General features: G+C 35.9%; 21 protein-coding genes and 1 tRNA gene. 12 read left to right on the plus strand and 10 right to left on the minus strand.

Features of this window, described 5'->3' with window-relative positions; genetic code table 11:
- Positions 1 to 95: 95 nt before the first annotated feature.
- Positions 96 to 296, minus strand: a complete 201-nt coding sequence (locus CLV55_RS05520; RefSeq protein WP_112112757.1) for a cold-shock protein — start codon at positions 294 to 296, stop codon at positions 96 to 98.
- Positions 297 to 509: 213 nt separating this feature from the next.
- Complete coding sequence (gene aspS / locus CLV55_RS05525) at positions 510 to 2,291, minus strand: aspartate--tRNA ligase (protein WP_112112758.1); 1,782 nt, start codon at positions 2,289 to 2,291, stop codon at positions 510 to 512.
- Positions 2,292 to 2,478: 187 nt separating this feature from the next.
- Here aspS and CLV55_RS05530 point away from each other — a divergent pair, with 187 nt between their 5' ends.
- Positions 2,479 to 3,474, plus strand: coding sequence for a TlpA family protein disulfide reductase (locus CLV55_RS05530; protein ID WP_112112759.1), 996 nt, complete (start codon positions 2,479 to 2,481; stop codon positions 3,472 to 3,474).
- Between the two features lie 63 nt (positions 3,475 to 3,537).
- Here CLV55_RS05530 and CLV55_RS05535 read toward each other — a convergent pair whose 3' ends face one another.
- The 4 genes from CLV55_RS05535 to CLV55_RS05550 form a co-directional block, all read right to left on the minus strand.
- Positions 3,538 to 7,014: an efflux RND transporter permease subunit gene (locus CLV55_RS05535; protein WP_112112760.1), complete on the minus strand. Its 3,477-nt coding sequence runs from the start codon at positions 7,012 to 7,014 to the stop codon at positions 3,538 to 3,540.
- Between the two features lie 89 nt (positions 7,015 to 7,103).
- On the minus strand, positions 7,104 to 8,243 hold the full coding sequence (locus CLV55_RS05540; protein ID WP_112112761.1) for an efflux RND transporter periplasmic adaptor subunit: 1,140 nt from the start codon (positions 8,241 to 8,243) through the stop codon (positions 7,104 to 7,106).
- A gap of 18 nt (positions 8,244 to 8,261) precedes the next feature.
- Entirely contained in the window at positions 8,262 to 9,602 is a 1,341-nt protein-coding gene (locus tag CLV55_RS05545) for a TolC family protein (RefSeq protein WP_112112762.1), read from the minus strand.
- A gap of 13 nt (positions 9,603 to 9,615) precedes the next feature.
- Positions 9,616 to 10,209, minus strand: a complete 594-nt coding sequence (locus CLV55_RS05550) for a TetR/AcrR family transcriptional regulator (protein WP_112112922.1) — start codon at positions 10,207 to 10,209, stop codon at positions 9,616 to 9,618.
- 269 nt (positions 10,210 to 10,478) lie between these two features.
- On the opposite strand from CLV55_RS05550, the gene CLV55_RS05555 reads away from it, so the two are divergent.
- Together CLV55_RS05555 and CLV55_RS05560 are read left to right on the plus strand one after the other, a co-directional pair.
- Positions 10,479 to 11,453 carry a polyprenyl synthetase family protein gene (locus CLV55_RS05555; RefSeq protein ID WP_112112763.1) on the plus strand — a complete coding sequence of 325 codons (975 nt, stop codon included), beginning with the start codon at positions 10,479 to 10,481 and terminating at the stop codon, positions 11,451 to 11,453.
- Positions 11,446 to 11,802: a hypothetical protein gene (locus tag CLV55_RS05560; protein ID WP_112112764.1), complete on the plus strand. Its 357-nt coding sequence runs from the start codon at positions 11,446 to 11,448 to the stop codon at positions 11,800 to 11,802. The genes CLV55_RS05555 and CLV55_RS05560 overlap by 8 nt, the downstream gene beginning before the upstream one ends.
- On the opposite strand, the gene CLV55_RS05565 is transcribed toward CLV55_RS05560, so the two are convergent.
- On the minus strand, positions 11,799 to 12,350 hold the full coding sequence (locus tag CLV55_RS05565) for a hypothetical protein (protein ID WP_112112765.1): 552 nt from the start codon (positions 12,348 to 12,350) through the stop codon (positions 11,799 to 11,801). The two genes, CLV55_RS05560 and CLV55_RS05565, sit on opposite strands and share 4 nt — an antisense overlap.
- A 110-nt stretch (positions 12,351 to 12,460) precedes the next feature.
- Here CLV55_RS05565 and CLV55_RS05570 point away from each other — a divergent pair, with 110 nt between their 5' ends.
- The 4 genes from CLV55_RS05570 to CLV55_RS05585 all read left to right on the plus strand — a co-directional run bounded on the left by CLV55_RS05570 (position 12,461) and on the right by CLV55_RS05585 (position 18,198).
- Positions 12,461 to 15,235 (plus strand): 2-oxoglutarate dehydrogenase E1 component, encoded by a 2,775-nt coding sequence (locus CLV55_RS05570; RefSeq protein WP_112112766.1) that lies wholly within the window; start codon positions 12,461 to 12,463, stop codon positions 15,233 to 15,235.
- A 94-nt stretch (positions 15,236 to 15,329) separates the two neighbouring features.
- Positions 15,330 to 16,553 carry a 2-oxoglutarate dehydrogenase complex dihydrolipoyllysine-residue succinyltransferase gene (odhB, locus tag CLV55_RS05575; RefSeq protein ID WP_112112767.1) on the plus strand — a complete coding sequence of 408 codons (1,224 nt, stop codon included), beginning with the start codon at positions 15,330 to 15,332 and terminating at the stop codon, positions 16,551 to 16,553.
- 84 nt (positions 16,554 to 16,637) lie between these two features.
- The gene (locus CLV55_RS05580; RefSeq protein WP_112112768.1) at positions 16,638 to 17,849 is read left to right on the plus strand and encodes a TCR/Tet family MFS transporter; all 1,212 of its coding nucleotides are present in this window, start codon (positions 16,638 to 16,640) and stop codon (positions 17,847 to 17,849) included.
- A 91-nt stretch (positions 17,850 to 17,940) separates the two neighbouring features.
- Positions 17,941 to 18,198 carry a hypothetical protein gene (locus CLV55_RS05585; protein WP_146739541.1) on the plus strand — a complete coding sequence of 86 codons (258 nt, stop codon included), beginning with the start codon at positions 17,941 to 17,943 and terminating at the stop codon, positions 18,196 to 18,198.
- Here CLV55_RS05585 and CLV55_RS05590 read toward each other — a convergent pair.
- On the minus strand, positions 18,169 to 18,642 hold the full coding sequence (locus CLV55_RS05590) for a retropepsin-like aspartic protease (RefSeq protein WP_112112770.1): 474 nt from the start codon (positions 18,640 to 18,642) through the stop codon (positions 18,169 to 18,171). The two genes, CLV55_RS05585 and CLV55_RS05590, sit on opposite strands and share 30 nt — an antisense overlap.
- A 135-nt stretch (positions 18,643 to 18,777) precedes the next feature.
- Here CLV55_RS05590 and CLV55_RS05595 point away from each other — a divergent pair, with 135 nt between their 5' ends.
- From CLV55_RS05595 to CLV55_RS05615, 5 genes are all read left to right on the plus strand, one after another.
- Positions 18,778 to 19,545 (plus strand): TatD family hydrolase, encoded by a 768-nt coding sequence (locus tag CLV55_RS05595; RefSeq protein ID WP_112112923.1) that lies wholly within the window; start codon positions 18,778 to 18,780, stop codon positions 19,543 to 19,545.
- A 61-nt stretch (positions 19,546 to 19,606) separates the two neighbouring features.
- A complete protein-coding gene (locus tag CLV55_RS05600; RefSeq protein ID WP_112112771.1) occupies positions 19,607 to 20,743 on the plus strand; it encodes a 1-acyl-sn-glycerol-3-phosphate acyltransferase in 1,137 nt (378 codons plus the stop codon).
- On the plus strand, positions 20,727 to 21,758 hold the full coding sequence (locus CLV55_RS05605) for an asparaginase (protein ID WP_112112772.1): 1,032 nt from the start codon (positions 20,727 to 20,729) through the stop codon (positions 21,756 to 21,758). Before CLV55_RS05600 ends, CLV55_RS05605 begins: the two co-directional genes overlap by 17 nt.
- 43 nt (positions 21,759 to 21,801) lie before the next feature.
- Positions 21,802 to 21,888, plus strand: a tRNA-Ser gene (locus CLV55_RS05610).
- A 14-nt stretch (positions 21,889 to 21,902) separates the two neighbouring features.
- Positions 21,903 to 22,592, plus strand: coding sequence for a porin family protein (locus CLV55_RS05615; RefSeq protein ID WP_112112773.1), 690 nt, complete (start codon positions 21,903 to 21,905; stop codon positions 22,590 to 22,592).
- Here the strand turns inward: CLV55_RS05615 and CLV55_RS05620 are convergent.
- Both CLV55_RS05620 and CLV55_RS05625 read right to left on the minus strand, forming a co-directional pair.
- A complete protein-coding gene (locus CLV55_RS05620; protein ID WP_112112774.1) occupies positions 22,587 to 23,192 on the minus strand; it encodes a hypothetical protein in 606 nt (201 codons plus the stop codon). The genes CLV55_RS05615 and CLV55_RS05620 overlap by 6 nt on opposite strands.
- Before the next feature lie 33 nt (positions 23,193 to 23,225).
- Positions 23,226 to 23,798 (minus strand): DUF3109 family protein, encoded by a 573-nt coding sequence (locus CLV55_RS05625; RefSeq protein ID WP_112112775.1) that lies wholly within the window; start codon positions 23,796 to 23,798, stop codon positions 23,226 to 23,228.
- Between the last annotated feature and the right edge of the window lie 102 nt (positions 23,799 to 23,900).

Genomic DNA, 23,900 nt, shown 5'->3' on the forward strand with positions numbered 1-23,900 from the left:
AAATTAATTCTAAATTGTAAAATGTATCAAAAAAAAACGCCTCAATACGTTATTGAGGCGTTTAACCATTCTAGGTAACCAAAAAATAATATATATTAGTCTTCGATAACTACTACTTGCGCAGCTACTTTACCTTTTCTTCCTTCTTCTTCTTCGTAAGAAACCGAATCACCTTCTTTTAATGATTCTGATTTGATCCCTGTTGCATGAACAAAAATGTCTTTACCATCTTGGTCATCAGTAATGAATCCATAACCTTTAGATTCATTATAAAATTTAACTTTACCTGTGTGCATTTTTTTAAAAAAATAATATTATTGCCCAAAGGTATGTTTATTTCGTTCACAAACAACATTTAAATGTTAAAAAAATAAAAAGTTTTTTTTATTTTTAAAATATCTTGTGTGTTTTTTTAGCATTTTTATAAATATAATTCATTTTTTTAAACAAAAAACGTTGTTGTTTTATACTAATCAAACCACAACGTTTAAAAAAATGAGAATATGATATTAATTCAATGCGACTTTAATATGTAATTCATTGAGTTGATTTTCATCTATTTTTGAAGGAGCATCAATCATAACGTCTCGACCAGAATTATTTTTTGGAAACGCTATAAAATCACGAATAGTTTCTTGACCTCCAAGGATTGCTACCAATCGATCCAAACCAAAAGCTAATCCTCCGTGAGGTGGCGCTCCATATTGGAAGGCATCCATCAAGAAGCCAAATTGATTACGAGCTTCTTCTTCGGTAAACCCTAAATATTTGAACATCAATTGTTGTGTAGCTTTATCGTGAATTCGGATAGAACCACCACCAATTTCATTTCCATTCAAAACCATATCGTAGGCATTAGCACGAACTTTTCCTGGATCTGTTGCTAATAATTCCATATCTTCTGGTTTTGGCGATGTAAATGGATGGTGCATGGCGTGCCATCTTCCAGATTGCTGCGCCAGTTCGCCAGTTTGGCTCGATTCTTCATCCAATTCTAATAATGGGAAATCAACCACCCATAAAGGCGCAAACTCGTCTGGCTTTCTCAATCCTAATCGCGTCGCCAATTCCATTCGTAGGGCAGAAAGTTGACCTCTAGTTTTGTTTGCAGGACCCGAAAGTACAAAAATCATATCGCCAACCTTTGCGCCTGTGATTTCGGCCCATTTTGCCAAATCGTCCTGATCGTAAAATTTATCTACCGATGATTTGTACGTTCCATCGGCTTCACATTTTACATAAACCATTCCAGAAGCACCAACTTGCGGACGTTTTACCCAATCAATTAACGCATCAATTTCTTTTCTTGTATAAGAAGCACAACCTGGAGCTGCAATTCCAACTACCAATTCAGCCGAGTTGAAAACTGGAAAATCTTTATGCTGAGCCACTTCGTTTAACTCACCAAATTTCATATCAAAACGAATATCGGGTTTGTCGTTTCCGTAGGTTTTCATAGCATAATCGTAGGTAATTCTTGGAAATTTTTCTACTTCAATGCCTTTTATTTCTTTAAGTAAATGACGGGTTAATCCTTCAAATACATTTAAAATGTCTTCTTGTTCTACAAACGCCATTTCACAATCGATTTGAGTAAATTCGGGCTGTCTGTCAGCGCGCAAATCTTCGTCACGGAAGCATTTTACAATTTGAAAATACTTGTCCATGCCTCCCACCATCAATAGTTGTTTGAACGTTTGTGGCGATTGTGGTAAGGCGTAAAATTGACCTTCATTCATTCTACTTGGAACGACGAAATCTCTTGCGCCTTCTGGAGTTGATTTAATCAAATAAGGCGTTTCAACTTCACAAAAATCTAAATCAGAAAGGTAATTTCTAACGGCTTGCGCCACTTTATGACGAAATAACAAACTGTTTTTAACCGGATTTCTACGAATGTCTAAGTAACGGTATTTCATGCGAATATCTTCACCTCCATCGGTTTCATCTTCTATAGTGAAAGGCGGTGTCAATGCAGAATTCAAAATGGTCATATCTTTAACCAAAATTTCGATATCTCCAGTAGGAATGTTCTTGTTCTTGGCTTCACGCTCAATTACCGTTCCTTTCACTTGAACCACAAATTCTCTTCCGAGTGTTTTGGCCAATTCGAAAACCGTCTTATCAGAACGACTTTCGTCAAATACCAATTGTGTAATTCCGTATCGGTCGCGTAAATCCACCCAATTCATAAATCCTTTATCCCTAACTTTTTGTACCCAACCCGCAAGGGTTACTTCTTGATTGATATGTGAGGCGTTCAATTCGCCACATGAATGACTTCTATACATTTGACATGATTTTTTTATTATGTACAATTGCTTCGCCTATTCAGCTAAAGCTTCGAGTCGACCTAAGGTCTTGGGTGCAAAAGTAAAAAACTTCACGCGAAATAAACATTAAATATTTTCTTATTGATAAATACGTGCTAAATTAATTTAACTATATTTGAAATGGAATAATTAAAAAAATCGAAATATGAAAAAATTAGGATTGTTAGTAGTCGTTTTGGTCTGGTCGCATGTGAGTTTTGGTCAAGAAACGGTGTTAAAATTTCAGGGAGCTATTGCTAATAAAAATGGCGCAACTTTGTTTATAAAAAACAACAAAGTTATTGTAAAAGAAATTAAACTAGAGGAAAACGGGCATTTTAGCACTTCCTTTGATGTCAAAACAGGCATGTATCAATTATTTGATGGAGCTGAATATACCGATGTGTTTTTGAAAAATGGTTTCGACATCACACTTAAATTGGATGCTAAAAACTTTGATGAATCCATCGTGTACACTGGAAAAGGCGCCCCCGAAAACAACTATTTAGCTGAAAAAATAAGACATGAAGGCGATTTTAATTATGACGATTTACTAGCTTCTTCCCCAGATGATTTTTCGAAAAAAATAACCGACAAGCAAAATGCAGAAAAAGCGAGACTTGAACAAGGAAGATTTGATCCTGATTTTGTCGAATTACAAAAGAAAGCCATGATGCAAGAATTGTTCGAGTTAAAAATGTATTTCAAACAAAAACAAGAACAACAAAAACTAAACAATACCCAGGCGCCTTCGTTTGAGTACGAAAATTATGCAGGGGGCAAAACCAAACTGGAAGACTTACGCGGTAAATATGTGTATATCGATGTATGGGCAACTTGGTGTGGGCCTTGTCGTGGCGAAATTCCTTTTTTGCAAAAAATTGAAGAACAATACCACGGGAAAAACATTGCCTTTGTGAGTATTTCTATTGATACCCAAAAAGATCATGATAAATGGAAAAATTTTGTAAAAGATAAATCTTTAGGCGGTATCCAATTAATTGCTGATAAAGATTGGTATTCCGATTTTATCAAGGCCTTTGGCATCGAATCTATTCCAAGATTTATCTTAATTGACCCAACAGGAAAGGTGATTCATGCGGACGAAACGCGGCCTTCTGAACCAAGTTTGGTGGAAACACTAGATAAATTATTGAAATAAAAATTAAAAAAAAGCTGCTTCAAAAGTATTGAAGCAGCTTTTTTTGTTTAACCACATGTATAACTAATTTTCAAGAGCTATCTTTCTTTTCATTCTTCGGTCTCTTAGTCTATATTTTACTCGTTTCACCAAGTAGAACATCACCGGTACCATAACCAAAGTTAAAACAGTTGCATAGGTCAATCCGAAGATGATAGTCCATGCTAATGGCCCCCAGAAAATCACATTGTCTCCACCCATAAAGAAGTGCGGATTCATATCGGTTACCAAAGTATAGAAGTCGAAGTTCAATCCAATCGCTAACGGAATTAATCCTAAAACTGCCGTTAATGCCGTTAACAATACCGGACGCAATCTCGATTTACCCGATTCGATAATCACTTCTTTGATTTCTTCTAGCGATAAATCGTCGTGACTGTCTAAATGTTTGTCGGCTACTTTTTTGTCTAATAGTAAGACGAAGAAGTCCATCAATACAATTCCGTTTTTCACCACTATTCCCGCTAGCGAAATGATTCCCATCATGGTCATTAAGATTACGAAATCCATATTGGCAATCACATAGCCATAGAACACCCCACTAAAACTCAACAACACCGTGAATAAAATCACCAACGTTTTTGAAACCGAGTTGAATTGTAACACAATAATCAACGTGATTCCAGCCATCGCTAGGAATAATGCATAAAACAAGAAGCCTTGATTTTTACCTTGCTCTTCTTGAACTCCAGAGAACGAGTAGGTAATGTCTTGCGGAAGTTTATAATTTTTTAATTCCGCTTGAATTTGTTGCGTGATTTCATTTCCATTATATCCCGTAATTACATTGGAATAAACGGTCATGATTCGTTTGTAATTTTTTCTTTTAATTTGATTGTACGTTGTAGTTTTATCGGTTTTTGAAATGGCAGAAATTGGAATTTGCACAATTTGTCCATTGTTCATGTTTCTAAACGTCAACGATTGATTGAACAACACATTTTCATTTTTGCGTTGGTCATCTTGCATACGCATGACAATGTTGTAATCGTCATCCCCTTCTTTATAGGTTGAGATTTCTTGACCATAAACCGAACGACGCAAATTGAAACCTAGCTGACCTGTAGAAACTCCAGCGCTTCCTGCATTTACTCTATCTACATGAACTTCCAATTCTGGACTTTCTTTGTTTACATCGATACTCAATTTCTCAATACCCGGAATGTTTTTCGAATTGATAAACGCAATCATTTTATCCGCTTCTTTCAACATTTCGTCATAATCGGTACCCGTTAACTGAATACTGATAGGATATCCTGCAGGCGGTCCGTTGGCATCTTTTTCAACCGTAACCGTAGCGCCAGCAATTCCTTTTACTTTATTACGAATTTCTTCTAGAATATCGGCCGTGTTGATGCCGCGTCTGAATTTGAATTCTGAGAAATTGACTGTTACTTTTCCTTTAAAAGGGGTTTCTGAAGCCGAACCCGCATCAACATTTGGATTACCAGCACCTTTTCCAACCTGAGAAACAATCGACTCGGCTAGGAAGTTTTTATCGGTTTTTGGATCTACATATTTTTGTAATATGTTGATGACTTGTTTTTCTACAAATAGCGTAGCCTTATTGGTTTTTTCAATCGAAGTTCCTTGCGGATATTCAATATAAGCAATCACCTGATTTGGAATGTTCTCAGGGAAAAACAACACTTTTCTTGGGAAAATCCCTAACAGAATAAAAGACAAGAACAACATTCCGATGATTGCTAACAAGGCATACCATGCTTTTCTACCTTCTAATATTTTAGCCAAAAACAATTTGTATTTCTCCTCCATTCTTGGGAAGAAGCTGTGTTGGAACTCTTGTGTCCATTGGAAGATTTTCAAATGATACGCCCACATTAATCCGATAGCAATCAACAATAAATGCCCGATTCCTCTTACCAGTTTATTGTCATACGTATATTTGGAACCTAAGAATGCAAATAGAATTCCGAAAGCTAAAAACAGAACGGTATAAAACTTCAAACTCTTTTTAGAGATGTTTTTATCTTCCGTATCCATGGAGCCCCCTGTCATGGCTGCATTGATAACCATTGCCACAAATAACGAAGCCGTAAGGGTTACCGTCAAGGTCATTGGAAAATACTTCATGAATTTACCCATAGTTCCAGGCCATAATGCAAAGGGTAAAAACGCCATTAAGGTAGTAGCTGTAGACGAAATTACAGGCCAAGCGATTTCTCCGATACCAATTTTAGAAGCTTGCACGCGTGGCAATCCTTTTTTCATGTTGGCAAATACGTTATCGACTACCACAATACCGTCGTCTACCAACATACCCAATCCCATGACCAATCCGAAAAGTACCATCGTATTTAACGTTAATCCTAAAGCTGAAAGAATCGCAAACGCAATCATCATAGACAACGGAATCGCAGCACCTACAAACAAGGAATTACGCAATCCCATAGTAAACATCAACACAATCATAACCAGAATAATTCCGAAAATGATGTGGTTGGACAATTCGTCCACTTGATGTTCTACACGTGATGACTGGTCATTGGTCAATTCAATTTTTAGGTTTTTAGGCAAATACGAAGCTTTGGCTTTTTCAATATGTTCTTTGACTTGCTCAATAGCCGAAATCATGTTTTGTCCCGAACGTTTTTTAACGTTAAGCATTACCACTTCGGTTCCTTTTTCACGAGCATAAGTTGTTTTTTCTTTCTCTTTAAAACGGATTGTAGCAATATCTTTAAGATAAACCGAACCTCCATACGATTTAACGATAATGTTTTCCAGTTCTTTTGGATTTTTGATTTCACCCGTGATACGGATGTTATTTCTCGAACCTTGCGAAACCAAGTTCCCACCAGAAAGCGTCATGTTTTCGTATTTCACCGCATTTTGAATTTCGTCAAAAGTTACTTGTGCCGCTGTCATTTTAAAAATATCTACAGCAATCTCAACTTCTTTATCATCCACACCAAGAATATCTACTTTCTTAACTTCTGATATTTCTTCTAAATCGTCTTGTAGTAATTCGCCATATTTTTTCAATTGTTGCGTGGTGTAATTTCCTTGCAAATTGATGTTCAAAATAGGCACTTCTTCTGAAATGTTCAATTCAAAAACGTTAGGCTCCACCTTACTTCCGTTGTCCAAATTCGGCCAGTCGGTGTCGGCTTTGGCATTATCAACTTTGTCTTTGATTTTTTGTTTGGCTTGTTCGATAGTAACATTATCGTCAAATTCTACGATTATCATTCCATAATCTTGAAACGAACTCGACGTTACTTTGTTTACACCGCTGATGTTTTTAAATTCTTTTTCTAATGGTTTAATAACCAATTTTTCTACGTCTTCGGCTGAATTCCCTGGAAATACAGAAGAAACATATACTTTGTTTTCGATGATTTCTGGAAAATCCTCTCGCGGCATGGTAATGTAGGCAGTAATTCCTAAAATTACAATCATAAACGTTAGGATGTATACCGTGACACGATTGTCTACAGCCCAACTTGATATACTGAATTCTTTGTTTTGATGACTCATAAATTTTAGTTTAAGAGTTTAAAAGTTTAAAAATTTAGAGTTTCGTTTAACAAATGGTAAACATCTAAAATTTATGCTTTTAAACTGATTTAGAAATTCAATTTCATTCCTTCAGAAATGGTGTTAACCCCTTCGGTTACGATGATATCATTTGAAGATAAGCCACTTAAAATTTCGGTTACATTATCAGACGATTGTCCTACTTTAACCAAAACTTTTTTAGCGGTTCCTGTTTTTCCGTCCGAATTAGAAACAGTGTAAACATATTTGTTATGTTGTGCATCTTCTTGCACCACATTGGTAGGAACGACAATCGCATTTTTACTAATGTAATCCACAATTTTAAGTTTGGCTACTTGGTTGGGACGTAACAAGTTTTCTGGATTTGGAACGGCCACTTCAATGCCAAAACTTCTATTATTTGGATTGATAAAGCTACCTACTTGACGCACTTTCCCTTTGTAGGTTTTTCCAAGTGCATTCAAGTAAACATCTACTTCGGTACCTACTTTTAGCTTTCCTATATACGTTTCAGGAACCGAGGTTGAAACATACATATTTCCTAAATTCACAATACGCATCAATCCTTGTTGACTTGGAGCAACTACTTGTCCTTTTTCTACAAAAACCTCATCAATTGTTCCAGTGAATGGCGCACGAATAACTGTTTTAGCTAATTGTGCTTTCATTTGAGCCACGCCTTTTTGAGCTGAAATCATTTGCGTTTGTGCTTGAAGATACTGAATTTCAGAACCAATTTTTTTGTTCCAAAGATTTTTTTGACGGTCGAACGACGTTTTAGCCAAAGCATATTGATTTTCTAGACTCGCCAATTGTTGACTCATTCCGGCATCATCCACTTTTCCAATAATTTGACCTTTCGTTACGTGTTGTCCCGCTTTTACAGTCAATGAGGTTAATGTTCCGCTGAATTCAGGTTGTACCAAAATATTTTCTTTTGTGTTCACATTCCCTTGAATTTCAAGATAATGATTGAACAACGTGTCTTTTAGAGTCAATACAGACACCAAAGCTTCGTCTTTTTTAACATCAAGAGAAGCCAAAGCCTCATCAATTTTAGCTAAATCAGCTTGAATAAGTGCCTTTTTAGCTTGAAGTTCTTTAGTGTTTTTTGATTTAATTAAATCGTCAATGGTTGCGGTATTTTCTTTTTTTGAACAAGAAAACAACGACAATGATAAAACAGTTATTAGGATTATTTTTCTCATTTTATATAGGGATATGGATTAGTTTTTATTTAATAATTTTTCTAATGAGGCTTTTTTGTTGATGACATCTACCATGGCTTGAAGGTAACTTTGTTGTGCCGAATACAATTGCTCTTGGGCTTTGGTTAAATCAAAACTCGATGAAAGCCCCTCTTTGAATTTGATTTGATTTTTGTTTTCAATTCGCTCTGCCAAACTCAAATTGCTCTTTGAGGTGGCTAATTGCTCGATACTAAATTCATAATCGCTTTTCGCTTTTTCAAATTGTAATTTCAATTTTTGTTCGGTTTCCGTCAATTGTGTTCTGGATTGTTCTAAAGCAATTTTGGCTTGTTGTGTGCGTGCACTTCTTCCCAAACTACTAAATAGCGGAACATTAAGACTGATTCCTAAATTCGAATAATTAAACCACTGCTGGCTAGGCGTAAAAAATTTGAAGTCATTTCCAAAAGCGTTGTAGCCAAAATTCACTGCAGCACCAAGAGAAGGAAGCGCTTTGCTTTTTTCAAGTTTTAACAATAATTCTTTGCTTGTTTTAACATTTTGTCCAATTTGATAATCGATATTATTAGTTACATTAAACTCCTCTTTAAGTAAGTTCAAATCCACATTGGTTGTCGTTAATGCCTCCAATTTATCGGTTAGCTTTAACTCATTGGAAAGATCCATTCCAAGCAGAAGTTTCAACATATCGTTAGCAATAATTCTTTGCCTTTTAACATTCTCTAAGGCACTTGTGACAGAAGCCAATGTAATTTGTAATTGTTCCACATTTTCTTCCTCAATCAAACCATTTTTGTATATTTCTCTAGTATCAGAAAGTGTTTTTTCCAGAATACCTTTGTTTTTTTGAAGAATTGAGATGCTTTCTTCTGCAAGCAATACGTTTCCATACGAATTGATGACAATTTCTTTTATTTCTTGAGCCGTTTTGATTTTGGCGTTCTCAGAAATTTTCAAATACGTTTTAGCCGATTGTAAGCCCACCAAATAGGAGCCATCAAAAATCAACTGGCTGAGGGTTACTGCCGAATTCATATTGTGTTTGGTTCCAAAAGTCACCGGAACAAAAGTCCCTGGAGCACCGCCAAAAAACTCGGCAGGAATTAATGATTTTTGAAGTTTGAAATTGTCTTGATAGCCTACGCTTCCATTAATTTGAGGCAAACCCATAGTAGTCGTTTCCCATTTTTTCTTTTTAGCAGCTTCAACATCTCTATTGGCATTGATAGCCGAATAGTTGTTTTGAATAGCGTGTTCTATCGCTTCTTTTAAGGTATAAGAATACGACTGTTTTTTGTCTTGAGCTTGTAAAATTCCTACAAACATCAGTGCAAAAAGGAAGAATTTATTTTTCATGAACAAAGTAGTATTAATTTAAATTTGATAATTGTTTTTCAAGTTCCACAATTCCCTCGGGAGTGGCAATGGCCCTAGTATGGTATTCGAGTGCTTTCCCTTCTAATACATAAGCATCTCTTTCTAATAATGTGTTTTCGTTTATAGAAAAAATCAATGTGTAATAAAATTTTGTAGCCGCTTCTACATCCGTGTCTTTTCGGTACAAACCTTGCGCTATGCCTTTGATAATGTTTTGAGAAAAGAGCACATTGCAATCTTCAATTTCGTTAGCTATCATCTTATTATAAATCTCAGGATAATGTTTTTTTAATTGATATGCAGGTGAATGATCAAAAGATTGAAACATTTCTTTAAACATTTTTCTGATTTCAAAATTTTCTTCAATGGCGTTATGATTTTTTTGAACTATGTCATCCATCAACGCATGAATCTTTTGGTGTACGACTTCGGTTCCCTCTTCAATAAGTTTTTCTTTATTGCTGAAATATTTATAAATCGTCTTTTTTGAAATACACATTTCACAAGCTATATCGTCCATAGTCACGCTCTTGAAACCGAGTTTCAAAAACATTTCTGTAGCTTTTTTGATGATTTTCTCTTTCATAATAGTAGGCTTTAATTTTTCACTATTTTGAATTGTTTTTTTTAAAATTGACTTTAAATAGCGTGATTTGGTGTGCAAATATATAATGGAAACTTTTAATACCAAAATAGTTTCCTAAGTATTTACATAAATTTAACATTGAAAAAAAAAATCGACTCTTGATAAATTAGTAGGTATACTTTAATTTGCGTAAAAAAATATACTTTTGTAAAAATCTTATTTTAACTCATAACGTCTAAACGTTTCACCCTTTAAACGCTGAAATATCAATGCGCGCACTTTCTCATTATCAAACTCTGATTTCAAATTATTTATCGGAATTGCATCTTACTAAAGAACCCAAAAATCTTTATGAGCCAATAGAATACATTCTTCTTTTGGGAGGGAAAAGAATGCGGCCTGTTTTGACTTTGATGGCAACAGAGGTTTTTGATGTGGATTGTACAAAAGCTTTGGCCGCAGCAACTGCGGTAGAGGTTTTTCATAATTTTTCCTTGGTTCATGACGACATTATGGATGAGGCTCCCTTGCGAAGAGGCAATGAAACCGTTCACGAAAAATGGAATATTAATACAGGTATTCTTTCTGGTGATGCCATGCTGATTTTGGCCTACCAACATTTTGAAGCCTACGAACCAAAGATTTTTAGAGAATTAGCCAAATTGTTCAGCAAAACAGCACTTGAAGTTTGTGAAGGACAACAATATGATGTCGATTTTGAAACACGTGATGATGTTACAATTCCCGAATACCTCAAAATGATAGAATATAAAACCGCTGTTTTGGTGGGAGCTGCCATGAAAATGGGCGCTATCGTTGCTGAAACCTCGGAAGAAAATGCCAATTTGATATACGCCTTCGGATTGAATTTAGGAATTGCTTTTCAATTACAAGACGATTATTTGGATGCCTTTGGAAATCCAGAAACCTTTGGAAAGCAAGTTGGTGGCGACATTATTGAAAACAAAAAAACGTACTTATATTTGAAAGCTTTAGAATTTGGGACTCGTGATAACAAAGAACAATTACTGCATTTATTTTCTATAAAACCTTCGGATAATTCTGAAAAAATTGATTCTGTAAAAGCCTTGTTTACAAAAACAGGAGCGTCTAAGGCTACTCAAAAAGCCATTCAAGAATACACCTTCAAAGCTTTTGAAAAACTAGATCTTATGACCATTTCAGAAGAAAAAAAAGCAGTTTTAAAAACATTTGGAGAAAATTTAATGAACCGTAATGTCTAATTTTTTAACCCCTCTATCGACCGATGATTTACTCTCACAAGCAGCAAAAGAAAACCTCTACCTCAAACTCATTGAGCAATTAAATAAGGATTTTAATTTTGCCAACGAAGCTGTAGATTTTCATTCGAGTATCACACCCGAAGAACTAAAAATAGAGTTACACGAAAAGATTTACCAACTTATTCAATATAAATTTGCCGAATATTTAAGTCTGCTTTACATCGTTGATGTACCAGAAAATGAAGTAAAGAAACTAGACGGCACAGATATTATGGCACTTTCTGAACAAGTTGCTTTTTTGATTTTAAAACGCGAATGGATGAAGGTGTGGTTTAGAGCACATTATTAAAAATACACTCGAATAAAAGGCATTAATGCATCCGTATAGACATTTTTATCTTTGTTGAAAAGTAGGTTGTAACGCATTCCCACTGTAACATTATCCATTTTATAGCCTGCCCCAACAAAGATAGCAGTATTCCAGAAATTATCTTTCAGGGTTCCTGTTGGATTTCTAAATGTATTATTTACCCGTACTTGTTCCAATTCTAATGAAAGTTGGACTTCCCGAATCGGATTGAAAAGCGTGAGTACATTAATCCCGTATAGTGTAGAATTATACAATCCTTTTTGAGAGGCAATACTTCCTTGGAGTCCTACGCCTACTGCAAAGTACCGGTTAAAATTATATATCGCACTTGGAGCCAAAGTACAATCTGTAAATCCAGATCCTACATTAATCCCAAAACCACCCCCAACTTGCACATGTTTTAGAAAATCACTTTTCTTAGGATGCTCCTCATCTTGCTGGGCATGCGAACTATAACTCCACGTATACAACAATAAAATTGCAACGGATTTAAAGATAGAAAATTGAGAAAAGAAGTTTGCTCTCATGTGTATATTTAATTAGCGATATAAATATAGTAAAAACATTGAAAGATTATTATATTTATTATACTTTTGCATTAATTTTTTCATTTTCAAGCGCACTTATATAAAAAAATATGGATAGGTTTTCCTTTTTAAATGCGGCACATACTCAGTTTTTTGCCGATTTATATGAACAATATACAAATAATCCAGATAGTGTAGAACATAGTTGGAGGGCTTTTTTTCAAGGATTTGACTTTGGACTAGAAACCTACAATGAAGAACAAGGCACATCCTCCCAATTGGTTTCTTATGCTACTCAAGCTGTTGATAATGGGTCTATTTCGGAAAAACTTCAAAAAGAATTTAACGTTTTAAAATTAATTGAAGGCTATAGAACTCGAGGGCACTTATTCACACAAACCAATCCTGTACGGGAACGTAGAACGTATGAACCCAACTTGGATTTGGTAAATTTCGGATTATCAGAAGCCGATTTAAACACGATATTCGATGCCGCTAGAACCTTAGGCCATCAACCTTCCACCTTAAAAGACATCCTCACGCATTTAAAAAATGTATACTGCCAACACATTGGAATTGAATACATGTACATGCGAAAACCTGAAGTGATTCAATGGATTCAAAATAGAATAAACATCAACGATAACCTTCCCAATTTTGATGGTGAACAAAAAAAACACATTTTAGGAAAACTAAACGAAGCGGTTTCTTTTGAAAATTTCTTACATACTAAATACGTTGGACAAAAACGATTCTCCCTGGAAGGCGGTGAAAGTATTATTCCAGCATTAGACGCGGTGATTGAAGCAGCTGCAGAAAAGGGAGTAGAACACTTTGTGATGGGAATGGCTCACCGTGGACGTTTGAATGTATTAGCTAACATCTTTGGTAAAAACACACAAGATATCTTCTCTGAATTTGACGGAAAAGATTACGATAAAGAATATTTCGATGGAGACGTGAAGTACCACTTGGGTCTAACCTCGGAAAGAAAAACTAAATCGGGCAAAAAAATCAACATCAATTTGGCTCCAAATCCTTCGCATTTAGAGACCGTTGGCGCTGTGATTGAAGGTATTGCTCGTGCCAAACAAGATCATCATTGTCCAGATAATTTTTCCAAGGTACTTCCTATTGCAGTTCATGGTGATGCAGCAGTAGCCGGTCAGGGTATTGTATATGAAATTGTTCAAATGTCCCAATTAGACGGGTATAAAACGGGAGGAACCATCCACATTGTTATCAATAATCAAGTGGGGTTCACTACAAACTATCAAGATGCGCGTTCGTCTACCTATTGTACAGACGTTGCAAAAGTTACTTTGTCTCCTGTACTTCATGTGAATGCAGACGATGCTGAAGCGGTCGTTCATGCTATGTTATTTGCATTAGATTTTCGAATGGAGTTTGGAAGAGATGTGTTTATTGATTTATTAGGCTATAGAAAATATGGTCATAACGAAGGCGATGAACCTCGATTTACACAGCCTGTATTATACAAACTCATTGCACGTCATAAAAATCCAAGAGATATTTATGCCGAAAAACTCATTAAAGATGGTATTGTTGACGCTGCTTATTTAACAAAAATAGAAAACGACTATAAAGAACGTCTTGACGAAAATTTGCAAGCCTCTCGTAAAAAAGATTTGACCATTATCAAACCTTTTATGCAAGACGAATGGAATGGTTTCGAGCAAGTTTCTGACGATGTGATGTTACAAAAATTTGACACCACATTCGATAAAAAGAAACTCGACGAAATCCTTGAAGTGATAGCCACTCTTCCTTCAGATAAAAAATTTATTAGTAAGATTCAAAAAATCGTTACCGATAGAAAAACCATGTATGACAACAACGTTATCGATTGGGGTACTGCCGAAACCTTAGCGTATGGTTCCCTTTTGTATGAAGGATATGATGTGCGTTTGTCGGGACAAGACGTAGAAAGAGGTACTTTTTCACACCGCCATGCTGTGATAAAAGTAGAAGATAGCGAAGAAGAAGTTGTACTTCTTAAATCTCTTAAGAACAGCAAAGGAAACTTTTACATCTACAATTCTTTCCTTTCAGAATATGGTGTTTTGGGATTTGATTATGGCTATGCCTTAGCATCCCCAAAAACCTTGACGATTTGGGAAGCTCAATTTGGAGACTTTTCTAATGGCGCACAAATTATGATTGATCAATACATCTCTTGTGGTGAAGACAAATGGAACAATCAAAATGGTATTGTGCTGTTGTTACCTCATGGTTATGAAGGACAAGGTGCCGAACACTCTTCAGCGCGAATGGAGCGGTATTTGCAATTATGTGCCCGTCACAACATGTATGTGGCTGATTGTACTACTCCTGCTAATTTCTTCCACTTATTGAGAAGACAAATGAAAACCAATTTCCGTAAGCCTTTAGTGGTATTTTCTCCAAAAAGTTTGTTACGTCATCCTTTGTGTGTATCAACTCAAGAGGAATTATACAATGGTCAATTCCAAGAAACTATTGATGACGCATCAGTTGACAAGAAAAGAGTAAAAACCGTAGTTTTTGTGACTGGAAAATTCTATTACGATATACTTGCAGAAAGAGAAAAATTAGAAAGAAAAGATGTAGCTTTGGTTCGTATTGAACAATTATTTCCATTACCGGTAGAGCAGTTGAAAGCGATTATTGCGAGTTATCCTAATGCAGATGATTATGTTTGGGCGCAAGAAGAACCAAAAAACATGGGGGCTTACAGCTACATGTTAATGAATTTTGATTTGGTTCCTTGGCGTTTGGCTTCTTTAAAAGCCTATGCCGCACCAGCCGCAGGGAGCCACACAAGAGATCGCAGACGTCATGCAGACGCGATCAGAATGGTTTTTGACAAAAATTTGTTTAGATAATTAGAAGCTAATGCCACAGCAATCGGGGCTAAGGAGTAGAAGATAAGAACCCAATAATTTAAAATATAAAATTCATCATTTAAAATAATATACAATGATTTTAGAAATGAAAGTCCCTTCACCGGGAGAATCGATAAAAGAAGTTGAAATCGCAACTTGGTTAGTAAAAGATGGCGATTATGTAGAAAAAGACCAAGCAATTGCTGAAGTAGATTCAGATAAAGCTACTTTGGAATTACCCGCAGAAGCTAGTGGGATTATTACCCTAAAAGCAGAAGAAGGGGATGCTATTGCTGTAGGTGCTGTCGTTTGCTTAATTGATACTAGCGCGGCTAAACCTAATGGAGCAGCTCCAGTTGTTGAAGTAAAAACAGAGGCTCCAAAGGCTGAAGAGAAGAAAGCAGAAGCTCCAAAACCGTCTACAGCTCCTGCCTCAACTTATGCTACTCAAGCGCCTTCTCCGGCAGCTCGAAAAATATTAGATGAAAAAAATATCAATCCATCAGATCTTGTTGGTACTGGAAAAGGCGGTCGAATCACTAAAGAAGACGCTGTTAATGCCGTTCCTTCAATGGGAACTCCAACTGGTGGAAATAGAGGAACAGAAAGAACTAAACTTTCTATGTTACGTCGTAAAGTAGCCGAACGATTGGTTTCAGCTAAAAATGAAACTGCAATGTTGACTACATTCAATGAAGTAGACATGTCGGCTATCTATGCCATCAGAGCAGAATACAAAGACGCCTTCAAAGACAAACACGGATTAGGTTTAGGATTTATGTCGTTCTTTACTAAAGCGGTAACTAGAGCATTACAATTATTCCCAGACGTAAATTCCATGATCGATGGTCAAGAGAAAATCTCGTATGACTTCTGCGATATCTCAGTTGCTGTATCGGGTCCAAAAGGATTAATGGTTCCTGTAATGAGAAATGCCGAAACGCTATCCTTTAGAGGCGTAGAGGCCGAAATCAAACGTTTGGCTTTACGTGCTCGTGACGGACAAATTACAGTGGATGAAATGACAGGAGGCACGTTTACCATTTCTAATGGTGGTGTTTTTGGAAGTATGTTGTCCACGCCAATTGTTAACCCTCCACAGTCAGGAATTTTAGGCATGCACAATGTGGTAGATAGAGCCATTGTTAAAAATGGACAAATCGTAATTGCACCCGTAATGTATGTAGCCTTATCGTATGACCACAGAATCATTGACGGACGTGAGTCGGTTGGGTTCTTGGTTGCCGTAAAAGAAGCGTTAGAGAATCCCGTTGAAATTTTAATGGGAGGCAATCCTAAAAAAGCGTTAGAGTTATAAAACTAAATTTTATATAAATTTTAAAATCCTGTTTAGAAATGAACAGGATTTTTTGTTTATTTGTCTATTCATTCTTCATTTTATATGTTTCAAAAAAATAAATCAGCGGCAATAGGTTTCATTTTTATCACCATGTTGATTGATGTTACAGGCTGGGGAATCATTATACCTGTAATTCCAAAATTGATCAAAGAATTAATTCTTGTAGACATCAGTGAAGCGGCTAAATATGGAGGCTGGTTAACCTTTGCTTATGCCATCACACAATTTCTTTTTGCGCCTTTAATTGGAAGCTTGAGCGACACAATAGGACGAAGACCCGTGATTTTATTGTCTTTATTTGCTTTTTCAATGGATTATTTATTATTGGCTTTTGCTCCTTCCATTACTTGGTTGTTTGTAGGTAGAGTTATTGCAGGACTGACAGGAGCAAGCATTACTACAGCATCGGCATACATTGCAGACGTAAGTTCTCCAGAAAACCGTGCAAAAAACTTTGGGATGATTGGGGCGGCTTTTGGTTTGGGATTTATCATAGGCCCTGTACTTGGAGGGCTTCTAGGTCACTATGGTTCTAGGGTGCCTTTTTTTGCCGCAGCGCTATTGTGCATGATTAATTTTTTATACGGGTATTTTATTCTACCAGAATCCCTTTCTATAGAAAACAGACGAAATTTTAACTTAAAACGTGCAAACCCCATCGGTGCCTTTATGAACATCAGAAAACGTCCTGCTTTATATGGATTGATGATAGCCTTATTTCTTGTATATGTTGCGTCTCATGCCATTCAAGGAAATTGGAGCTATTTTACCATGTATCAGTTTCACTGGAATGAAAAAATGGTTGGAATTTCTTTAGGCGTCATTGGATTATTGGTTGGTTTAGTTCAAGGGGTTTTAATTCGATGGATAAATCCAAAATTAGGAAATGAACGGAGTATTTACGTGGGTTTAGCGTTGTATGCCATTGGATTATTACTTTTTGCAACAGCTACAGAAAGCTGGATGGTCTTTGTATATCTAGTGCCTTATTGTTTGGGCGGGATAGCTGGTCCAGCCATGCAAGCAGTTATTTCAAGTAAAGTTGATGCCTCTGAACAAGGCGAAATCCAAGGGACCTTATCCAGTTTGATGAGTCTTTCTACTATAGTTGGTCCGCCAATGATGTCAAGCCTATTCTATTATTTTACGCACAACGAAGCTCCTTTTAAATTTGCAGGAGCTCCTTTTGTTTTAGGAGCGAGTTTAATGTTTATTAGTACTGTTATCGTATATGTCTCCTTTCAAAAGAAATAATTTTGTTCCATCACATTCAATAGAATACATTAAAAGTAAATTTTCAAACCATACCCATTCAGGAAAAATTTACAACATAAGTATTATTATTATGGAACTAATACTTATTTCATTAAGTTCTCTTTTTAAAAACATTTCTTATAGTATTGGCTATGAAGGGATTGTATGGAAAATTGTAATGTATTTGGCTCTTTTATTTCATTTGAAAATTACTTGGACTGAACGAAATAATTCAAATCTATATTTCGCAAAACTAGCTACATTTTTCCTTGTTTTTTGGATTTTACTCTGTTTAGAAATTACGATTTGGCATGATGTTTTAGTGAAATGGTTTGGAAAATGGGCTTAAATTGCTTTTTTTAAGATACAGCCATTGATTTGAATAATCAATAATTGCTTCTCCTTTCAACAAAACATCGGCACCAATAATTCCGTGTACAGACGACGCTTTATAATGCTTCAAGGCCTCATTAACGTGTGATAAATCAAAAATAACGATAGAAAAATCATTCACTTGCCAACGTCCTATTTTAAGTTGATTATGTGACGACAAAAGGGTTTCCATACCAGTACCTCCTGCACCGGCAGCTTTGGTAGGCGAACTCCCTGCTATCAACTGAAAAAAAGAGACTCCTTCAAATCCAACACAAGTATTACTCGCACCTGTATCCAGAATAAAATGCCCTAGAATTCCGTTAATCCGTACCTTGAGTAACAAATGTTGCGTTTTGGAAACCGTAAACTTAATTTTTTGATAGCCTTCTTTTTTCAGAATATCAGGAAGTGTTTTCATAATGATGTAAAATCAAACAAAGATAGGGTTTTTGCAAGAATGGTACCAAATGAAACTACCAACTCAAATTGTGTAAAAAATGACCTCCTTCTCTCCTATTCTATTTTTATTACTTTTGCAATGAAATACAATATCATGATTCTTACCGATACCCATACCCATTTATATTCTTCACAATATCAAGACGACCGTAACGAAATGATCCAACGCGCTATGGATGCAGGTGTTACCCGTTTTTTTGTACCCGCAATAGATTCGAGTTATACACAACGCATGTATGACTTAGAAACGCAATTTCCTGAAAATGTTTTCTTGATGATGGGATTGCATCCGACTTACGTAAAAGAAAATTATCTGGAAGAATTGGCTCATGTTGAAGCGGAGTTTGCCAAAAGAAAATTCTATGCGGTGGGTGAAATTGGTATTGACTTGTTTTGGGATAAAACATTTTTGAAAGAGCAACAGCATGCGTTTCAGCATCAAATTCAATTGGCTAAGAAGAACAAATTAGGAATTAATATTCACTGTCGTGATGCGTTTGATGAAACTTTTGAGGTGTTAGAAAGCGAAAAAGCATCCGATTTATTCGGAATTTTTCACTGTTTCACAGGAGATTTGGCACAAGCGGAACGTGCAATTTCATTAGGATTAAAACTCGGAATAGGCGGTGTAGCGACATTTAAAAACGGAAAAATCGATCAATTTTTACACGAAATCGATTTGCAACATATTGTATTAGAAACCGATTCACCCTATTTAGCTCCTGCACCTCATCGTGGAAAACGAAATGAAAGCAGTTATACATTATTAGTGGCTCAAAAATTGGCTGAAATTTATAACGTATCCGTAGCTGAAATTGCACAAATCACTACCGAAAATTCTAAGGCTATTTTCGGAATTTAATCATTAATTTACCTATAAGTCATATTTTTTTTGTTCATTTGTTTTCTAAATTAGCACCCAAATGCAGAAGTTTGATTCCATTCGCCCCTATTACGATACTGAAGTAAATGAAGGAATTCGTTCGTGTTTACATCATCCTATGATGAAAGCCATCATGAACTTTACTTTTCCCGACATGGCCGACGATGAATGGAAATCTCAATTAAGCCGAACGCATTCCATTAGAGATTTTCAATGTAATTTTTTGTACCATTCTATTCAGCAAGTACTCAAAAAATCATCGGATGGATTGACTACTTCTGGATTTGAAAAATTAGAAAAAAACACTTCCTATCTTTTTATTTCCAATCATAGAGACATCATTCTTGATACATCTCTTCTAAATGTTTCATTGTTTGAACACGGACTGGTTATGACCGCATCAGCGATTGGAGATAATTTAGTGAAGAAAGATTTTTTATTGAAACTCTCAAAATTAAATCGGAATTTCTTAGTTCAACGTGGATTACCACCAAAAGAATTGTTACTAAGTTCCAAATTAATGTCGGAATATATTGGACAATTGCTTTTAAGAGAAAATCGTTCGGTATGGATTGCCCAACGTGAAGGACGCACTAAAGATGGCAATGACGCCACACATACTGGTGTTTTAAAAATGCTAGGAATGGGATCTGACGAGAAGCATTTGATGGATTATTTCAAAAAGATTAAAATTGTTCCCGTTTCAATTTCTTACGAATATGACCCAACTGATGCCTTAAAAATGCCTCAATTAATGGCCGAAGCGAAAGCTGAAATTTACGTCAAAGAAAAAAATGAAGATTTTATAACGCTTTTAAGCGGCATTATCGGACAAAAAAAACGCATTCATATTCATGTGGGCGATGTTTTAAATAAAGAAATTGATACGCTTGCTGTAGAAAATGATAACGCCAATAAACAAATTCAGGCGCTAGCACAAGCCATTGACGATTCGATACTGCAATCCTATAAATTGTGGCCAACCAACTATATTGCATACGATTTATTACACAAAACAAACACATATAGCGCACACTATACTTCCGACGAAAAATCGCTTTTTGAACGAAGATTGGAAATGAAAATCGACATGACTAATCCACTGATGGTGGAGGGATTTTTAGCCATGTATGCCAATCCTGTGGTAAACAAATCAAAATATGAAAACCAGCGCTAAACCCAAAATAGTCCTCATCTACACAGGTGGAACTATTGGTATGATGAGGGATTTTGAAACAGGAGCACTTAGAGCTTTCGATTTTAATCAACTGCTTGAGAAAATCCCCGAACTGCATCAATTGGATTGTACCATAGAAACCTATTCTTTTAAAACACCCATTGATTCGTCTAATATGAATCCGGAGAAATGGGTACAAATAGCAAAAGTCATTGAAGAAAACTACGACTCTTTCGACGGATTTGTGGTACTACATGGCTCTGATACCATGTCTTATTCAGCATCAGCAATGAGCTTTATGTTGGAAAATTTATCAAAACCCGTTGTATTTACGGGTTCACAATTGCCTATTGGTGACTTACGAACAGATGCTAAAGAAAATCTTATTACTGCTATTCAAATTGCCTCCTTGCAACAAAAAGGAAAACCTGTAATTCAAGAAGTATGCCTCTATTTTGAATACAAATTATACCGCGGCAATCGAACCACTAAAATCAGCGCCGAACATTTCAATGCGTTTACTTCTCCCAACTATACGCCTCTTGCCGAATCGGGAGTACACTTAAACGTAAACACACAGGCGTTACTACCTCGCCAACATAAAAAATTAATCGTTCATACCACCCTAGATCATCAAGTTATCATTCTTAAAATGTTTCCTGGGATTAACGAATCCATTTTGGAAGCACTACTTGATATTCCAAAATTAAAAGGAATCATTTTAGAAACCTATGGCTCTGGAAATGCACCCAATGAGGATTGGTTTATTCAAATACTTAAAAAAGCCATTAAACGTGGGCTATACATCATAAACGTTACCCAATGCTCTGGAGGGAGTGTCAATATGGGACAATATGAAACGAGTACCCAACTGAAAAAAATTGGCGTTATCTCTGGAAAAGACATTACTACCGAAGCAGCTGTAACAAAACTCATGTATTTATTGGGACAAAAGGTATCTCCTTCTGTATTTAAAACCATTTTCGAAACCTCTTTGAGAGGAGAAATGGAATAGTTTTGGATTTTTAGTAATTTTTATTGTTCTTTGCATAACAATTAGAGAGGTGTCCGAGTGGTTGAAGGAGCAAGCCTGGAAAGTTTGTATATGGGTAACTGTATCGTGGGTTCGAATCCCATCCTCTCTGCAAAATCTTAACCGATGCGTTGCTGTTATACTTTACTTGCATTATTGGTATTTTCAGGACTATGGGCTCAGGAAGAACTTGTAAAAAAAGAAGTAGATTCCTTGTTTCGTGAGGACCAATTTTATTGTAACGTATCGATAAACAATATCCAACATCCGCCAAGTGGTCTTCGGCAACAAAAAATCTCTCCCTACTTTGCTTTTGGAATACTGAGAGACATGCCCATCAACAAAAACAGGACTTATGCGATAGCAGCAGGGGTGGGCTATGCTGTTTCAGTGCTCAACAACAACCTACAAGTAACTCAAACTCCTGATGCAAGTTTCAATTACAGCATGGTTGGAAACACCGTGCACTATTCTAAAAACAAAACAACACTACATTATATTGAATTTCCCATCGAATTACGATGGCGCAACGCAACATTTGATAGTCATAAATTTTGGCGCATCTATACCGGATTTAAAATAAGCTACCTTCTTTCAAGCAAGTATGTTTTTGAAAGTGACGAAAACAATTACAGTTTAAAAAACGACAATAATTTAAACAAAATGCAATATGGTTGTTATATTGCTTCGGGTTATAATAGTTTAAATGTGTATTTTTATTATGGTTTAAATCCAATTTTTAAATCGTCTTATGTGGATGGTCAACACAATACCATGAACAATTTCAACCTTGGTGTGCAATTTTATATTTTATAGCCAAAATATCCATAATACCACCTGCGGCATCATTCCTAAGACAAACCCAAGCGCTAGTTCTTCAAAAGTGTGCGCTTTCATTTCCAATCGGGAAGAAGCAACTATGCCACACAAGACCATTAATGTTGCTAAAGTATAAACCCCATTAATTTGGTAATGATGCATCAACCCCATAACAAAAAAGGTTAACGAACTCATGGCAAGCATGTGCAAACTGGCTTTGATTTGTGCAAAGATTAATCCAAAAGCAGCAAACATACTCCCCATTCCTCCTAAAAAGAAAAAGAAAAGTTCAAAATAACGGTCCAAAGTAACACTTTTGTAAAGTAATATTTCCGTAAGACAGAGTTGCATGACTAAAGGAATTTTTCGTTGGGAAACATTTGAAACCATGACAGAATCAATCTTCCCTAAGGCTTTAAAAACATAAAAAAAGGTAAGCGGCATTAGCACCGTCAACATAAAAACTTGAATAAGAAGCAATGTATATTGTTCTTTTATCAAATAATTATCACTTAAAAACACATAGAACAGCGTTCCGAAAGTAGGAATAAAAACAGGATGAAAAAGGTATGAAAAAAGAAGTATAAATTTTCTCATGTTTAGAAATAGGAGTAAAAATAGAGCGATTCCTTACTTTTCATTTTGTAATTCTTGGGCTACTTTCTCCAATTCGGCATACCAATCTTCACCAAATTTTCTTAACAAAGCCTCTTTCACAAACTTGTATACAGGAACCTCCAACTCTTTGCCTAAGGCACACGCATCATCACAAATATCCCAACGATCATAATTTACAGCGGCAAACTCGGTGAAGTCTTTAACCCGAATGGGATATAAATGACACGAAACGGGTTTTTTCCAATCAATTACCCCTTGATTATACGCTTGCTCAATCCCACAAAGCGCGGTATCCCCATCAAAAATAACATAGGCACAATCTTTTTCGTCAATGAGCGGAGTTTCCAAATCTTGTTCTTTCCCCTTAACCCAAACACCTAGGGTTTCAATTGCCTCGATTCCTTCTTTTCGCAAAAATGGCTTCACTTTGGGATAAATGGCTTCCATAATTTTGGTTTCTTCCTCTGATAGAGGTGCACCTGCATCGCCATCAATACAGCAGGCTCCTTTACAAGCCGTGAGGTTGCATACAAATTCTTTTTGTAAAATATCTTCTGAAACGATGGTTTTGCCTAATTGAAACATAGTTGTCTAGTTATAGAGGGTCAAATTTACAAAGGTTTTTCCATTATTTGACGGACGTTGCTTTTAAAAAATAAATCCTTGGTTTCGCTGTACCAAATAAAA

It is taken from the genome of Flavobacterium aciduliphilum, from assembly GCF_003268855.1.
GTDB classification, from domain to species: Bacteria; Bacteroidota; Bacteroidia; order Flavobacteriales; family Flavobacteriaceae; genus Flavobacterium; species Flavobacterium aciduliphilum.

Coding starts and splice junctions, on each gene's coding strand:
- CLV55_RS05605 (WP_112112772.1), top strand. CDS start 20,727: ATGAAAACCAGCGCTAAACCCAAAATAGTCCTCATCTACACAGGTGGA.
- CLV55_RS05555 (WP_112112763.1), top strand. CDS start 10,479: ATGCGCGCACTTTCTCATTATCAAACTCTGATTTCAAATTATTTATCG.
- CLV55_RS05580 (WP_112112768.1), top strand. CDS start 16,638: ATGTTTCAAAAAAATAAATCAGCGGCAATAGGTTTCATTTTTATCACC.
- CLV55_RS05530 (WP_112112759.1), top strand. CDS start 2,479: ATGAAAAAATTAGGATTGTTAGTAGTCGTTTTGGTCTGGTCGCATGTG.
- CLV55_RS05620 (WP_112112774.1), bottom strand. CDS start 23,192: ATGAGAAAATTTATACTTCTTTTTTCATACCTTTTTCATCCTGTTTTT.
- CLV55_RS05590 (WP_112112770.1), bottom strand. CDS start 18,642: ATGAAAACACTTCCTGATATTCTGAAAAAAGAAGGCTATCAAAAAATT.
- odhB (WP_112112767.1), top strand. CDS start 15,330: ATGATTTTAGAAATGAAAGTCCCTTCACCGGGAGAATCGATAAAAGAA.
- CLV55_RS05545 (WP_112112762.1), bottom strand. CDS start 9,602: ATGAAAAATAAATTCTTCCTTTTTGCACTGATGTTTGTAGGAATTTTA.
- CLV55_RS05585 (WP_146739541.1), top strand. CDS start 17,941: ATGGAACTAATACTTATTTCATTAAGTTCTCTTTTTAAAAACATTTCT.
- CLV55_RS05625 (WP_112112775.1), bottom strand. CDS start 23,798: ATGTTTCAATTAGGCAAAACCATCGTTTCAGAAGATATTTTACAAAAA.
- CLV55_RS05570 (WP_112112766.1), top strand. CDS start 12,461: ATGGATAGGTTTTCCTTTTTAAATGCGGCACATACTCAGTTTTTTGCC.
- CLV55_RS05600 (WP_112112771.1), top strand. CDS start 19,607: ATGCAGAAGTTTGATTCCATTCGCCCCTATTACGATACTGAAGTAAAT.
- CLV55_RS05595 (WP_112112923.1), top strand. CDS start 18,778: ATGATTCTTACCGATACCCATACCCATTTATATTCTTCACAATATCAA.
- CLV55_RS05540 (WP_112112761.1), bottom strand. CDS start 8,243: ATGAGAAAAATAATCCTAATAACTGTTTTATCATTGTCGTTGTTTTCT.
- CLV55_RS05615 (WP_112112773.1), top strand. CDS start 21,903: ATGCGTTGCTGTTATACTTTACTTGCATTATTGGTATTTTCAGGACTA.
- CLV55_RS05520 (WP_112112757.1), bottom strand. CDS start 296: ATGCACACAGGTAAAGTTAAATTTTATAATGAATCTAAAGGTTATGGA.
- aspS (WP_112112758.1), bottom strand. CDS start 2,291: ATGTATAGAAGTCATTCATGTGGCGAATTGAACGCCTCACATATCAAT.
- CLV55_RS05535 (WP_112112760.1), bottom strand. CDS start 7,014: ATGAGTCATCAAAACAAAGAATTCAGTATATCAAGTTGGGCTGTAGAC.
- CLV55_RS05565 (WP_112112765.1), bottom strand. CDS start 12,350: ATGAGAGCAAACTTCTTTTCTCAATTTTCTATCTTTAAATCCGTTGCA.
- CLV55_RS05550 (WP_112112922.1), bottom strand. CDS start 10,209: ATGAAAGAGAAAATCATCAAAAAAGCTACAGAAATGTTTTTGAAACTC.
- CLV55_RS05560 (WP_112112764.1), top strand. CDS start 11,446: ATGTCTAATTTTTTAACCCCTCTATCGACCGATGATTTACTCTCACAA.